General features: G+C 65.4%; 8 protein-coding genes and 1 pseudogene. 4 read left to right on the top strand and 5 right to left on the bottom strand.

Annotated features, from left to right (window positions below):
- Positions 1-16: 16 nt before the first annotated feature.
- Positions 17-1,900, bottom strand: coding sequence for an amidohydrolase (locus ACMGF8_RS26075; protein WP_416757734.1), 1,884 nt, complete (start codon positions 1,898-1,900; stop codon positions 17-19).
- A 192-nt stretch (positions 1,901-2,092) separates the two neighbouring features.
- A complete protein-coding gene (locus tag ACMGF8_RS26070) occupies positions 2,093-3,583 on the bottom strand; it encodes an aldehyde dehydrogenase family protein (RefSeq protein ID WP_416757733.1) in 1,491 nt (496 codons plus the stop codon).
- 319 nt (positions 3,584-3,902) lie between these two features.
- Between ACMGF8_RS26070 and ACMGF8_RS26065 the strand changes: the two genes are divergently transcribed.
- Genes ACMGF8_RS26065 through ACMGF8_RS26055 form a run of 3 tightly spaced genes read left to right on the top strand, consistent with a single transcriptional unit; the run spans position 3,903 to position 8,069 of the window.
- Positions 3,903-5,381, top strand: a complete 1,479-nt coding sequence (locus tag ACMGF8_RS26065; protein ID WP_416757731.1) for an efflux transporter outer membrane subunit — start codon at positions 3,903-3,905, stop codon at positions 5,379-5,381.
- Positions 5,378-6,487: an HlyD family secretion protein gene (locus tag ACMGF8_RS26060; protein WP_416757730.1), complete on the top strand. Its 1,110-nt coding sequence runs from the start codon at positions 5,378-5,380 to the stop codon at positions 6,485-6,487. Before ACMGF8_RS26065 ends, ACMGF8_RS26060 begins: the two co-directional genes overlap by 4 nt.
- Complete coding sequence (locus ACMGF8_RS26055; RefSeq protein WP_250329986.1) at positions 6,480-8,069, top strand: DHA2 family efflux MFS transporter permease subunit; 1,590 nt, start codon at positions 6,480-6,482, stop codon at positions 8,067-8,069. Before ACMGF8_RS26060 ends, ACMGF8_RS26055 begins: the two co-directional genes overlap by 8 nt.
- A gap of 4 nt (positions 8,070-8,073) precedes the next feature.
- Here the strand turns inward: ACMGF8_RS26055 and ACMGF8_RS26050 are convergent, their stop codons facing one another.
- Complete coding sequence (locus tag ACMGF8_RS26050) at positions 8,074-8,841, bottom strand: AraC family transcriptional regulator (protein WP_102861806.1); 768 nt, start codon at positions 8,839-8,841, stop codon at positions 8,074-8,076.
- A gap of 338 nt (positions 8,842-9,179) precedes the next feature.
- On the opposite strand from ACMGF8_RS26050, the pseudogene ACMGF8_RS26045 reads away from it, so the two are divergent.
- Positions 9,180-10,896 (top strand): annotated as a pseudogene (locus tag ACMGF8_RS26045) (2-isopropylmalate synthase).
- A gap of 514 nt (positions 10,897-11,410) precedes the next feature.
- On the opposite strand, the gene ACMGF8_RS26040 reads toward ACMGF8_RS26045, so the two are convergent.
- Positions 11,411-12,076, bottom strand: a complete 666-nt coding sequence (locus tag ACMGF8_RS26040) for an HAD family hydrolase (protein ID WP_102861788.1) — start codon at positions 12,074-12,076, stop codon at positions 11,411-11,413.
- A 101-nt stretch (positions 12,077-12,177) separates the two neighbouring features.
- Positions 12,178-13,833: a WG repeat-containing protein gene (locus ACMGF8_RS26035; protein ID WP_115580579.1), complete on the bottom strand. Its 1,656-nt coding sequence runs from the start codon at positions 13,831-13,833 to the stop codon at positions 12,178-12,180.
- Positions 13,834-14,142 lie beyond the last annotated feature (309 nt).

Genomic DNA, 14,142 nt, shown 5'->3' with positions numbered 1-14,142 from the left:
CTGAGGGTAGGTTCAGTTAGCGCTGGTACACCCGCTGGCCGCCTTTCCAGGTCTGGTAGACCTGGATGTCCCTGATGCCGGTAGCCGGAATGTTTTCGTCGAGCGGGTCCTGTTCGAGAATCACCAGGTCGGCGAAGTTGTTGTCCTGCAACGACCCCATCCAGCGCTCGGCGTGGCATTGCCAGGCGGCATCGTAGGTGATGGCTTTCAGCGCCTCTTGGCGAGACAGGCATTCGCCAGCGTTGAGCACCGGGTAGTCTTCAGGGTTCTGCAGGACCGGATACGGCGATTGTGTGCTACGGATGCCCTCCATCTTGCGGGTCACGGCCTGCTCCATGGAGCGCAGGGGGCCCAGTGGGGTGACCGTGCAGTCGCTGTGCAGGGAAATGCGCAGATTGTGCTTGAGGGCCGATTTGCACAGGTCGAGCATGGTCTCGGCCCGCTGCTCGAAAATCGCCTGTTGGAAGGAGTAGCCCCAGTAACCGACATGCCCGATCAGGAAGCTCGGTGACAGCCCCAACTGGTTCATGCGCTCAAGACTGTCCGCGCTCAGCAGCGAGCAGTGTTCGATGCGATGGCGCTTTTCCAGGCCGTTACCGTCCTTGAAGGCCCCTGCGTAGGCTTGCAGGGTGAAGTCGATGGCTCGGTCGCCGTTGGCATGAATCATCAGGGGCCAGCCGGTCTCGACCGCTTTGCTGACCAGGGTCTGGTAGGCCACGGGGAGGGTTTGCGGCTCTGGCTGCTGCTCGTCGCAGACATTGAAATTGCCCCGGCGGGGGGTGGTTTCACAGCAATAGTCCACGCTCTGGTAGCCGGTCAGGCCCTGGTTGGAGCCGTCTGATACCAGCTTCACCGAGCCCTGGTAGATGCGTTTGGCTTCTTCGCGGGTGGCGGGTCGATAGGGTGGCAGGCTTTGCAGGCTTTTGGCGGAGCCGTCGCAGGCGGCGGCGTAACCGATCCGCAGATTCCTGGGATGAGTCAGGAAGTAGGCGTTTAGCACCAGTCTTGAGATGGGGTCCATCATGGCGTCGTACAGCAGGGTAATTCCGCGTTGCGTGGCGGTGTTGAAGTAGTCTTCGAGGTGCTTGAAGATCTTCAGCATCTGCAACTGCTGCTGGACCGGAATGGAGCGAATGGCGTGCAGGATTTCACGCTCCTGCAACCGGCCTTTGTTGGCTTTGACGCCGGTCTTGCGAAAGACCGCTTCGCTCGCCGCACTGTTCATGTAGGCGGTGTGCATCGACGCACTGATCAGCAGGATCGGGCGCTCGGCGTCGATGCTGTCCAGGTTACCGATCTCTTCATCGAAGCCACAGCCCAGGGTTATGAGTTGGTTCAGGCCACCTTCCACCTTCTTGAACGGCATCAAGGCCGGATCGACCATGCGCCCGAGAATCCATGACGAAGGGTCTTTGACCGGGGCACTGCGCAGGGTCTCGACCAACCAGTTCCAATCGTAGGTTTCTCGCAGGCGTTGTCGCTCTTGATCGAACGCGCCCACCGGTATCCAGTCTTCCATGGCGCAGCTCTGCACGATGTGCGCGTGGGGCTCGACCAGGCCCGGAAGCAGGGTCCTGCCTTCCAGCGACTGGACCCTGTAGGCGATGCCCAGGGCTCGCAGGCGGGATTCGACGTCGGCCAGGGTGCCTGAGGCGACCACATCGCCGGCGTGGATGCCCAGTGCCTCGACCCGCTCGTCCATGTTGCCGTTGCGTAGCGGATAGATGTGGCCATGGGTGAAGACGATGGATTCGCCGCCCGTCTCAAGGCCCGGGCCATGGGCGTTGGCAGGCTGGCCCGTCAGATGGCCGGCGGGGTTCAGGCTGTGCTTCAAGGCCTCCCAGATCGGGTTGTGGCATCCACACTGGATGTGGTCGTGATCATTTCCATTCGATCCCATGATGCGTTCCTCGGCGGTGCGATGGTATGAGGGGTACAGGAAGAGGGGCCGGGCTCCTTGTACCAGCTGTCGAGCGGGCCCGGGCTGAGCGTAGCAGCGCTTTGAGTGAAGGCCGGGGGGCGCCGAAAAAAATCGGGCGCCCCTGGCGAGGACGCTGAACGTCCGGAGGGGGGAGGCTGTGCCAGCCACGGATCAGAGCTTGATCAGCACCGATTTCAGTTCGGTGTAGTGCTCGATGGCCGCGTGGCCCATTTCCCGGCCGAGCCCGGACATCTTGTAGCCGCCGAACGGCAGTGCCGGGTCCAGGGCGCTGTGGCAATTGACCCACACCGAGCCGGACTTGATCTTCGGAATCATCCGGTGCACCGCTGCCAGATCGTTGGACCAGATGCTTGCGCCCAGGCCATAGGGGCTGTCGTTGGCCAGGCGCAGGGCGTCGGCCTCGTCGTCGAAGGGAATCGCCACCAGCACCGGGCCGAAGATTTCTTCCTGGACCAGCGAGTGCTTCTGGTCGACATCGACGATCACCGTCGGCTTGACGAAATACCCCGGGCCGAACTGCTCGCCGCCACAGGCAATGGTGGCGCCGCTGTCCCGGCCCATCTCGATGTAGCGATAGACCCGTTCCTGCTGGCGCGCGGAAATCAGCGGGCCCATCTCGACGCTGGGGTCCAGGCCGTTGCCCAGCTTCATGGCATTGGCGATGCCGGCAATGTCGGCCACCACGTTGTCGAAGTGCTTGCGCTGCACATACAGCCGCGAGCCGGCGCAGCACACTTGGCCCTGGTTGAAGAAGATCGCGCTGGCGGCCCCGGCGGCGGCACTGCCCAGGTCGGCGTCGGCCATGACGATGGTCGGCGATTTGCCTCCCAGCTCCAGGGTGACCCGGGTCATGGAGTCCATGGCGATCTTGCCGATTTCCTTACCCACGGCGGTGGAGCCGGTGAAGGTCAGTTTGTCCACCAGAGGGTTGTGGGTCAGGGCGCTGCCGGCGGTGATGCCGGTGCCGGTGACCACGTTGAACACGCCGTCGGGGTAGCCGGCTTCCTGCACCAGCTCGGCCAGTTTCAACGCACTGAGCGGGGTTTCATCCGCCGGCTTGAGCACCAGGGTGCAACCGGTGGCCAGGGCCGGGCCGAGTTTCCAGCAGGCCAGCAGCAGGGGGAAGTTCCAGGCGACGATGGCGCCGACCACGCCCACCGCTTCGCGGCGGATAAAGCTGTGGAACTGGTCGTCGGGCATCAGCGGCAGCGAGACCTCGACGCTTGAACCCTCGATCTTGGTCGCCCAGCCGGCCATGTAGCGCAAGAAGTCGATGGACAATTGCACGTCCATGGCCTGGGCCACAGCGGCGCTCTTGCCATTGTTCAGGCATTCCAGCTGGGCCAGCAGTTCGGCGTCGCGCTGCATCAGGTCGGCGAGTTTCCACAGCAGGTTCTGCCGCTCCCGGGGACGGGTGCGGGTCCAGGGCGAGTCGTCGAAAGCCTGGCGCGCTGCCAGCACTGCGCGGTCGACATCGTCCACCGTGGCCCGGGGCACCAGGCACAGCTGTTCGCCGGTGGCGGGGTTGCGCAGGGGCATGGTCTGGCCATCGGCGGCCTCGACCCAGTGGGCGCCGATCAACATGCGCGGGGCGCGCTGGATAAACGCCGTGGTAGCGGCGAGCAGTGGGGCAATAGCCATGGCGAAGCCTCTTGTTGTAGGTGAGGCAGGGTCTTTCGCAATGGCTATGCCAGTTCCGTCATGGCGGCGTGGCCTCGGGATTGCGGGGGCTTGGGCGCGCTGCCGAGGCTGGCGCGGCGGTGGCTTTCGCAAACTGCGACAGCCTGGTGAGATTCAAGAGACGCGCCGGTTCGTCGGTCTGGGCCCATGACCGCACGCCTGGAGCGAAGCGGCTCAGAGTGAAAGTTGACCATTTCACGATAATTGAAAGGAGGTTCTCGTTAGACGGTCGCCAGTGAGGGTTTCTACAGTAGCCGCTTTGAATCCGTGAGTACTTCCCATGCCCATTTACCCAAGGCCTGCATGGGCCCTGTGCGCCCTGTTGGCCGGCTGCACCCTGGGGCCGGAACGGCCGCCCGGCAGCACTGTGCCCCTGCCTGTGAGCCAGTTGGATGCAGCGGCCGAGCAGGGGCTCGATCAATGGTGGCAGCTCTACCGTGACCCGGGGCTCAATGCCGCCGTGCAGGAGGCCCTGAGCCAGAACCGCGACCTGCGGATGGCTGCGGCCAACCTGCTGCAGGCCCGGGCGCTGCTGCGCGAGACCGATACCCTGCGCCAGCCCGCCACCCAGGTGACGGCCCGGGCCGGCTACGGCAGTACTGCGGATGATCAGCTGGAAGCCGCCTTGCAGGACAGCGAGCGGATTCGCACCGGCAGCCGCTATGGGCTTGGCCTGGATGTGCAGTGGGAGGCTGACCTGTTCGGCCGCCTGCACGGTCTGGCGAATGCTGCCCGGGCCGATGCCGAGGCGGCGCGGGCCGCCGAGGACGGCCTGCGGGTGGTGGTGGCCGCGGAAACCACCCGCGCCTGGTTGCAGGCTTGCAGCTACGGTCAGCGCCTGCAGGTGGCCGGCGAGTCCCTGGCACTGGTGGAGCAGGGCCGGGCCCTGAGCGCCCAGCTGTATCAGGCCGGCGCCGCGGTGACTCTGGATGTGGTGCGCGCCGAGGGCCTGGTGGGCCAGGTGCAGGCCAGCTTGCCGCCGTTGCAGGCCGGGCGGCAGCGGGCCCTGGCTGAGCTTGCGGTACTGCTGGGGCGTCCCCCGGGCGATGCACCGGCGGCGGCCGAGGCTTGTCACCAGGCCCCGCGCCTGGGTTCGCCCATGCCTCAAAGCGATGCCCTGGCCATGCTGCGCCGGCGTCCCGATGTGAGCCAGGCCGAGCGCCGGCTGGCAGCGGCCACGGCGCGCATCGGCGTGGCCCGGGCCGACCTCTATCCGCGGGTCAGCCTGGGGGCTGGGGTCTACACGTCGGCGCACCAGCCCTCGGGTTTCGATGAGCGCGACGCTTCGGTCTGGCAATTGGGGCCGCTGTTGTCCTGGAGCTTGCCCAACCTCAATGCCGCCCGCGCGCGCATCGCCCAGGCCGACGCCCGGGAAAGCGCGGCGCTGGCGGATTTTGACCGCAGCATCCTGGCGGCCTTGAAAGAGCAGCAGCAAGCCTTGAGCGACTACCAGGCCGCGTTGCAGCGCCAGGAGGCCCTGCACCTGGCGGCCGAGCGCGACCACCAGGCCTTGCACCTGGCCGGGCTGGCCCGCGCGGCCGGTGCTTCCAGCGCCCTGGATTACCTCGACGCCCAGCGCAGCGCCGTGCGCACCCGGGCCGCGGCGGCGCAGGCTGACGCGGCGGTGATCGATACCCAGGTGCTGGTGTTCAAGGCCCTGGGCGGTGGCTGGCGCAGCGCGCCGCCGATTGTCCTGCCGCCGCCGAACCGGGCGGCGGCCAACCCTTTCCTGCGAACTTCCGACGAGCCTGTGCCATGACCCAGAACCCTGTTTCCGTTTCCCCGGCGCAAGCCGTCACCCGCCGTCGCTTGCTCGGTTATGCCGGGTTGGCGCTGGTGTTGTTGCTGATCCTGGCCTGGTGCCTGAACTGGTGGTTCAGCGGGCGTTTCCTGGTGGAGACCGACGACGCTTACCTGCGGGCGGACATCGTCACCATTGCGCCCCGGGTGGCCGGTTATCTGGCGACGGTCGAGGTCCAGGACAACCAGTCGCTCAAGGCCGGCGACCTGCTGGCGCGGATCGATGACAGCGACTATCGGGCCCGGGTCGAACAGGCCGAGGCGGCGCTGCGCGAGGCCCTGGCCGAACAGCGTGCCGGGCAGGCGCGGCTGGCCAATCTGGCAGCCCGCCAGCAACAGCAACAGAGCCTGATCGCCGAGGCCCAGGCCCGGGTCGGCGCTGCCGAGGCCGAGGCGCAACGGGCCGGCCAGGAAGGGCGGCGCCAGCAGCACCTGGCCAGCCAGCAGGTCAGCAGCGTGCAGCAACTGGAAAGCGCCGCGGCCTTGGCGCGTCAGGCCGATGCCGCGCTGGGGGCGGCCCGGGCTACGCTGGCGGCGCGGCGCCAGCAGGTGCAGGTGCTCGATACCGAGCAGCAAAGCGCCCGGGCGCAACTGGACAAGCTCGAAGCGGGCGTGGCCCGGGTCAGTGCCCAGCGGCAGCTGGCCCGTATCGATCTGGCGCGCACCTTGATCCGCAGCCCGGTGGCCGGTATCGCCGGCCAGCGCCGCCTGCGCCTGGGGCAGTACGTCGAAGTCGGCGCGCCACTCTTGGCGGTGGTGCCCGAGGACGCCTATGTGGTGGCCAACTACAAGGAAACCCAGGTCGACGGCATGCGCCCCGGGCAGCCGGCGCGGGTCGAGGTCGATGTCTTGGGCGGCCACGTGCTGTTGGGCCGGGTGGAGAGTTTTGCCCCGGCCTCCGGTGCCGAATTCGCCCTGCTGCCGGCGGACAACGCCACCGGCAACTTCACCAAGATCGTGCAGCGCATGCCGGTGCGCATCCGCCTCGATCCGGGGCAGGCGCGACAGGCAGAACTGCGCCCCGGAATGTCGGTGGTGGTGAGCGTGGATACCCGTCATGACTAGTGCCCAGGCGGTACAGGACACCGCGGGCGAGGTGGGCGCGCAGGCGATTTCCCTGCGCACCTGGGTGGCGGTGCTGGGCAGCGTGGTGGGCTGCTTCATGGCCGGGATGAACGTGCACGTGACCAACGCTTCATTGCCGGACGTACGCGGTTCCCTGGGCGCCACCTTCGAGGAGGGTTCGTGGATCACCACCGCCTACCTGGTGGCGGAGATCATCATCATTCCCATGACCGGCTGGCTGGTGTCGGTGTTTTCCATGCGCCGGGTGCTGATGGTGGGCACCGCCGGTTTCGTGCTGTTCTCGATTGCCTGCTCCCTGGCACCGAATATCCACAGCCTGATCTTCGCCCGGGTGCTGCAAGGGGCCTTTGGCGGGGTGCTGATTCCCTTGTCGTTCCAGCTGATCGTCACCGAGCTGCCGGCGGCCCGGCACCCCATGGGCATGGCCCTGTTCGCGGTGGCCAACAACGTGGCCCAGGCGGCGGGGCCGTCCCTGGGCGGCTGGCTCACCGATGCCTATTCGTGGCGCTGGATCTTCTACCTGCAAGTGCCGCCGGGGCTGTTGCTGCTGGCGGCCATCGGCTGGTCGGTGCGGCCCCAGCCCATGGTCCTGGCAAGGTTGCGCCAGGGCGACTGGGGCGGGATCGCCAGCATGGCCGTGGGCCTCTCGGCGTTGCAGATCATGCTGGAGGAGGGCGGCCGTCATGACTGGTTCGCCTCGGGCTTCATCCTCAATTGCGCGGTCCTGGCCACGCTCGGCCTACTGGCCTTCGTGGCCATCGAATTGCGCCGCGAGCAGCCGCTGATCAACCTGCGCCTCTTGGGCCGCTACAACTTCGGCATTGCCAGCCTGATGCAATTCACCTTCGGTGCGGTGGTGTTCGGCGTGGTGTTCCTGGTGCCCAACTACTTTGCCCAGATCCATGGCTACAACGCCCGGCAGATCGGTTTGATGATGATTCCCTATGGCCTGATCCAGTTCGTCATGTCGTTCGCCACCCCGCGCCTGATGCGCTGGACCAGCGCTCGCACCATCATCATTGCCGGCTTCGCCATCACCGGCATCGGCTGCCTGATGAACATCCACCTCAACCCCGATGCCTCGGTCAACGTCATCGTGCCGTCGCTGGTGGTGCGCGGTATCGGCCAATCGCTGGTGGTGGTGGCGCTGGGGGTGATGGCGATCCAGGGGCTGGAAAAGGATCAGGTGGGCTCGGCCTCCGGGCTGTTCTCCATGGTGCGCAACGTGGGTGGGGCGATTGGTATCGCGCTGTCCAGCCAGATCGTGGTGGAGCGCGAGAAGCTTCATGCCCAGCGCATCGGTGAGTCCATCAACCTGTTTGCCCAGGCCACCCAGGAGCGTTTGCTGGAGCTGGTGCGGCTGCTGGCCCAGGCGCCGGTGGAGTCCGCCAGGGCCCTGCACTCGGCGGCGCTGGCGCCGTTGCGTCAGCAAGCCCTGGGCCTGATGGACAAGGTGCTGCACCGCGACGCCTTGCTGCTGGCCTACAGCGATGCCTTCCTGCTGGCGGGGCTGGCCATGCTGTTGTGCGTGGTGGCCGGCCTGTTGCTGCGCCGGGCCTGAGCCCTCAGCGGTAGAACTCCGACGGTGGTGTGCCGAACTGGCGCTTGAAGGCGGCAGCGAAGGCGCTCTGGCTGTCGTAGCCGTGTTGCAGCGCCACTTGCACCACCGGCATGCCCTCGGCCAGGCATTCCAGGGACATCAGCAGGCGCGCCTGCTGGCGCCAGCGGCCAAAGGTGATGCCGGTGTGGCGCTGGAACTGGCGATGGAAGGTCTTGGCGCTCATGGCCAGGCAGTCGCTCCATTGCTCGGCGGTGCGATTGTCCGCCGGGTCGTCCGCCAGCGCCTGGCACACCCGCAGCATGCGCGGCTCATGGGGCCAGGGCAGGCTGAACGGCAGCACCGGCAGCGAGCGCATCTCATCGAGGATCAGGCGCATCAGGCGGCCGTCGCGGCTGTCCGGCGCATACTGGGTGCCGACCTGGGCGGCGGCCAGGATCAGCTCGCGCAACAAAGGCGAGACCTCGATCACGCAGTCATGCTCGGGCAGGCCGTCTATGGCATCAGCGTTGATGAACAGGCTGCGCATGCGCACTGCGCCGCGCATCCGCACCCGGTGTTCGACGCCTGCCTGCAGCCACACCCCGCGACTGGGCGGTACCACCCAGCGTCCGGATTCGGTGTCGATCACCAGCACGCCTTCGATGGCATAGGCCAGTTGTGAGCGAGGGTGACTGTGGGCCGGTATTGCATGGCCGTTGGGGTAATCCACGGCGATGCTGGTGACCGGCAGCGCCAGGCTATCGATGGACGAGACAACCAGCAGATCGGACATGCAGCGCAGCGCCTCCGGAGCGGAAGGGATCATGGGGCGACCATCATAAATTCAAATGTCCATTTCGCGATAATAAAAGGCTGTTTAGCGCAGTACATTCAGATGGCAGCCCCCTAGACTGCCAGTCATTCCTTTCGTCCAGACGGTTGCCACCGCCCATGAATCCCCGGTTCCTGACCCTGCTACTAGCCCTACCCCTGCCTTACGGCCGGGGTCTGCCGGTGCTGCCAGGAAGCTGGCACCCAGGCTGATCTCCCCCAGACTCCGGCCTCGAAGCGCTTTCCATGCTGAAAGCGGGGGAGATCCATCGCGTTCTCCATTGTGCTTTCGAGGTCAGTATGCTCGCCCATCCCCATACCAAATATCGTGCCTTTGCCCCCGTGGACCTGGACTCACGCCAGTGGCCGTCACGTACCATCACCCAGGCGCCGATCTGGCTCTCCACCGACCTGCGCGATGGCAACCAGGCGCTGTTCGAGCCGATGAACCGCGAGCGCAAGCTGCGCCTGTTCGAGGAGCTGGTGCGCCTGGGCTTCAAGGAAATCGAAGTGGGATTCCCCGCCGCTTCGCGTACCGATTTCGAGGTGGTTCGTGAGCTTGTGGAACAGCAACGGATTCCCGCCGACGTCACGCCCATGGTGATGACCCAACTGCGCGAGGACCTGATCCGCGAAACCGTACGCAGTGTGCAGGGCGCAGCGCCGGGTCATCGTCCACCTGTACAACGCCATCGCCCCGGTCTGGCGGCGCGTGGTGTTCGGGCTTTCGGTGGACGAGGTCGAGGCCCTGGTGGAGCGCCATGTAAGGCTGTTGCGCGACTTGACCGACCAGCACCCGGAAACCCAATGGGTGTTGCAGTACTCCCCCGAAACCTTCTGCATGGCGGAGCTTGAGGTGTCGCTGCGCATGTGCAACACCGCGATCCGCACCTGGGACGCCGGCCCCGGGCGCCCGATCATCATCAACCTGCCGACCACCGTCGAGGTGGCCACCGCCAATGTCTTTGCCGACCAGATCGAATGGATGCACAAGCGCCTGGAGCGCCGTGATCAGGTGACGTTGTCGGTGCACCCGCACAACGATCGGGGCACCGGCGTGGCCTGTGCCGAGCAGGCGTTGCTGGCCGGGGCCCAGCGGGTCGAGGGTTGCCTGTTCGGCAATGGCGAGCGCAGTGGCAACCTGGATCTGGTGACCCTGGCCCTGAATCTCTATACCCAGGGCATCAGCCCCGGGCTGGATTTTTCCGATATCGCTGCGGTGGCCCGGGTCGCCGAGGCGTGCACGGCGCTGCCGATCCACCCGCGCCATCCCTATGTCGGCGATCTGGTGTTCACCGCCTTTTCCGGCTCGCACCAGGACGCCATCGCCAAGGGCTTTGCCGCCCAGGCGGCCGACGGTTTCTGGGAGGTGCCCTATCTGCCCATCGATCCGCAGGATCTGGGGCGGACCTACGACAGCATCGTGCGCGTCAACAGCCAGTCCGGCAAAGGTGGAATCGCCTTCCTGCTGCAGCGCGACCACGGCATCGTCATGCCTCGGCGCATGCAGATCGAATTCAGCGCCATCGTGCAGAAGCTGGCCGATGCCAGTGATGCCGAATTGAGCAGTGACGCTTTATGGGAGGTGTTCCAGCGCACCTATCTGGCTTGCACGCAGGCAACGGCCGGCCTGCAGTATCTCGGTCACCGATTGTTCGATGCCCCCGAGGGGCAGGGCATCGAGTTGCGGATCGCCACCCCCGGGAACCCGGCGCTGTGCTTGCGTGGAGTGGGCAACGGACCTGTCGCCGCGACCTCGGCCGCCCTGGGCTTGCCCCTGCGCATCGACAGTTTTGAAGAGCGCAACCTGGGAGCAGGGGCCGATGCACAGGCGCTGGCCATTGTTGAAGCGGCGTGGCCAGGGGTTGCCGGTTCCCGCTTTGGCGCCGGGTGCCATGCCAATACCGTCACCGCTTCGGTGCAGGCGGTGATCAATGCCGCGGCGCGGTTTTATCCGGAACCAGTGCTGAGGTTCACCCCAGCCTCGAAATCCGTCCTGGAGCCCGCGACTCGCTGAGCGACTCAGGTCCGTGGCCGGCCCTTTGTTGTGCCGGCCGCCGGATGCCCGGACAAAAAAAAGCCCGCTATAGGCGGGCCAAATGGGATTCGTTCAGGAATGGCAATCAATCTAAGGGAGGCGAGGTGAAAGTCCTGTGAAAAAAAGGTCGTGCTGAGGAAAAAGCCTAAAGTCATTTGTCCAGATCGCACGGCGTTTTAGGATCTGTCCGATAGGACCGTCCCCAGCACCTGCGTATATTCCTCCCTGCTCGCCCAGCCAAAGGGGGTACTTCGGCTTAGGTGCCACTGCCGAAGTGATGGGCGAGCACTTTTTCCTTCCTGCCTTTTCCTGCTTCTCGTTTCCCACCTGTTGTTTCCCACCTGTTTGCTTCCCAGCTATCGCTCCTCACCTGTTGTTTCCGCTCTGATTGGCCTGCGCCAACCGTCCCGCTGCACGCTCCAGCGACATTCCTTTCAAGACCTGATCCATGCTCGTGCCTTTATGGGGGCCCGGCTTGGTGGCGGCCCGTCCTTCAGGCCAGGTTGAGGCGGCGATGAATCTCGGCCCACAGTTGCGGGTCGTCGAAGTCCTGGATCACCCGATGGGCGCCGGCATTCAGCAGGGTCTGTGGTTGCTGGCTGGTGGCTAGGCCGAAGGTGCAGATGCCGGCCTTGACCGCGGCGGTCAGCCCGGGGACCGAGTCCTCGAAGGCCAGGGAATGCTCGGCCCTGGCTTGCAGGCATTCCAGGCCGCTGAGGTAGGGCAGGGGATCGGGCTTGGCCCGGGGCAGTTCCTCGGCCACCAGGACCGTCTGGAAACGCTCCTCAAGGCCCAGCACCTTGAGCATGTGCTCGGCGTTGGCCCGCGGGGCGTTGGTCACCACACACACGCCAATGCCGTGCTCGGCGGCAAAGTCCAGCAGGCGCAGCAGGCCGGGCATGGGCTTGAGTTGGGGGGACAATTGACGAAAACGCACTTCCTTGCGTTCGGCGAAGGCTTCATGTTCCGCCACGCTGCGCTCGGGGAACAGGTAGCGGCACATGTTGGCGTTGGCCTGGCCACTGACGTGGGCGGCGAACTCTTGCTCGGTGAACACCCGGCCGTCCTCCTCCTGCAACAACTGTTGCAGGGCCAGCAGGTGCAGGGCGTCGGTGTCGGTCAGGGTGCCATCGAGGTCGAAAAGCAGAGCGTTGAGCATGGGACAGTTCCTGTCGGGCCCCATCCGGGCCGGTTGGCTGAATCGATCAAGCCCGCATCCTAGCAGGCTTGATTGCCACCGTGACCAGCTCGCCCAGGGCCTCAGCCCTGAGCGTTGTCGCCTTCGCCCTGGTCTTCTTCTTCGTCCGGTTGTGGGCAGTGCTCCTGCGGGTTGACCGGCCACAGCACCTTGTCCTGGCCGTCACGCACCTGCTCGGCGCCGCATTCCACCTGGCTGACCTGGAAGCTCGGGGTGCCGTCCAGGCGATACAGGGCCTTGAGGCTGCGGGTCTGGTCGTCGCCCAGGCCTTCCACGGCATAGCCGAAGATTGCGCCGCGGGCTTGGTCCACCACCAGCTCCTGCCACTTGCTGGCGATCAGGCGCTTGCCTTTGAGGTCATACAGGGCCGAGGTGGCCAGGGGCGAGGTGTCGTCGGTGGCCAGCAGGTAGTGGCCGCTGGCATCCAGATGGATATCGACGTACTGGCCCGGCTCCACCAGCACCTTGCCGCTGGCGTCCATCAGGCCCACGGTGCGCACTTGGGTGGCCTGGCCGAACAGGGTGGCCTGCTTGGTCGGGCTGTTGGCGGTGCTGAAGACGAACAGGTCGGCGTTGATCGCACCGATCTGGGCGTAGGTGGGCTTGAACAGCTCGACGCCCTTGTCCACATCGAAGATGCCGAAGGTGGCGCTGAACACGTTCTGCAGCACCGCGACCTGGTTCAGCCCCGATACCTGCTTGAACATCCCCAGGGGGCTGAAGCCGGCCGGGTCTGCCGAGTCATAGACCGGCTGCACCTTCCACTGGCCCTGACGGTCAATGAACCCGGCCTTGCCGGAGCTGCCGTCGGCATTCTTGGCGGTGACCAGCGCGCCCTGCTTACCGAACACCTGGCAGGTGCCGAACTGGGCCTGGATCACGGTCTTGCCCTGGAAGTCCATGTAGCCGCAGGGGCTGTCGTATTGTTCGCGGAAGGCCACCAGGCCGTCTCCCGGCTCGCCCATCCAGTTGTAGGTGGCAGCGCTGATCAATTGGGCCTTGGCATCGGCCAGGGCTTTGCCCTGTTCGGTGCTGACCACCAGATGCTGGTTGGCAAAGTCGTCGATGCTGTCGAAGTCGATCTTTTTCTGCTCGCCGGTCTTGAGGTTCAGCGCCCACTTGTCACTGCCACGCTCGGCGATCATCCACCAGCCGCGCTTGGCGAAATCGTCGCGGACCATGCTGCTGTCGAACACCGCTTCGGTGAGCACCTGCCCGGTGGCGCTGAGAATGCCGCGCTTGCCACCGATCTCGTAGACGATGAAATCGTCGTTGCCGCCCACGTACAGATCGTCGAAGCGCGGTGGCTGAATCTGCTGGCCGGCCTGGTCGATGATCCCCAGCTTGCCGTCCTGGCCGAAGCCGAAGAGGCCGGGGGTCAGCAGACGCAGGTCATCGGTAAAGTCGGCCTTGATGATTTGCTTGCCATCGGCGCTGGCCAGGTTCCAGGTGCCGTCCTTGGCGAACAGGAAGCTCTTTTCCAGGGGCATGGCGACCACGGCGTCGTAGTCATTGTCGGCGCTGACCAGTACCGCACCGTTCTGGTCCAGTACGGCGCATTCGCCATTGGCGCAGATCGGCATGACCATGGCCGCCGGAGCCGGGGCCGGCGCGAGGGTGGTGGTTTTGGGACTGGAGTCTTCCTTGCATCCAACCAGGGTCAGAGCAGACAACGAGAGGATCAGCGAGCCGAGACGGGCACAGGCGCTTCTATCCATGAACTTCAGGTTCCTTGTAAATGAGGGGTAGTGCAGAGCGCCCCGAAACACGGGGCGGGCAAAGCGCGGGAGATTCTGCGGTGGCGCCGGATAAATGCAAGATCCAATTGCAAAGAAAACCACAGGTACAGCGCTAAACCCTGTCTCAGACTGAGACGTTTGTCGCGAAATTGTACGTCGAGTAACACCCATCAGCCTGATGGCGCCCCGGGCATCTGTCTAAGTCATTGATCGGGCGCTGGTTTGTAAGCTGGCACGCTCCGTGTATTGCATAGCTTCAGACGTTTCTCTTGCCTCCATGGCCGGTAT

Source organism: Pseudomonas sp. BNK-7 (genome assembly GCF_048072025.1).
Lineage (GTDB): Bacteria > Pseudomonadota > Gammaproteobacteria > Pseudomonadales > Pseudomonadaceae > Aquipseudomonas > Aquipseudomonas danubii.
The sequence above is the reverse complement of the archived record's forward strand: the minus strand, read 5'-3'. Positions and strand labels throughout refer to the sequence as shown.

Bases quoted from the DNA above. Each gene is read 5' to 3' on its own strand.
- ACMGF8_RS26050 (WP_102861806.1), bottom strand. From the start codon at position 8,841: ATGTCCGATCTGCTGGTTGTCTCGTCCATCGATAGCCTGGCGCTGCCG.
- ACMGF8_RS26075 (WP_416757734.1), bottom strand. From the start codon at position 1,900: ATGGGATCGAATGGAAATGATCACGACCACATCCAGTGTGGATGCCAC.
- ACMGF8_RS26035 (WP_115580579.1), bottom strand. From the start codon at position 13,833: ATGGATAGAAGCGCCTGTGCCCGTCTCGGCTCGCTGATCCTCTCGTTG.
- ACMGF8_RS26060 (WP_416757730.1), top strand. From the start codon at position 5,378: ATGACCCAGAACCCTGTTTCCGTTTCCCCGGCGCAAGCCGTCACCCGC.
- ACMGF8_RS26040 (WP_102861788.1), bottom strand. From the start codon at position 12,076: ATGCTCAACGCTCTGCTTTTCGACCTCGATGGCACCCTGACCGACACC.
- ACMGF8_RS26070 (WP_416757733.1), bottom strand. From the start codon at position 3,583: ATGGCTATTGCCCCACTGCTCGCCGCTACCACGGCGTTTATCCAGCGC.
- ACMGF8_RS26055 (WP_250329986.1), top strand. From the start codon at position 6,480: ATGACTAGTGCCCAGGCGGTACAGGACACCGCGGGCGAGGTGGGCGCG.
- ACMGF8_RS26065 (WP_416757731.1), top strand. From the start codon at position 3,903: ATGCCCATTTACCCAAGGCCTGCATGGGCCCTGTGCGCCCTGTTGGCC.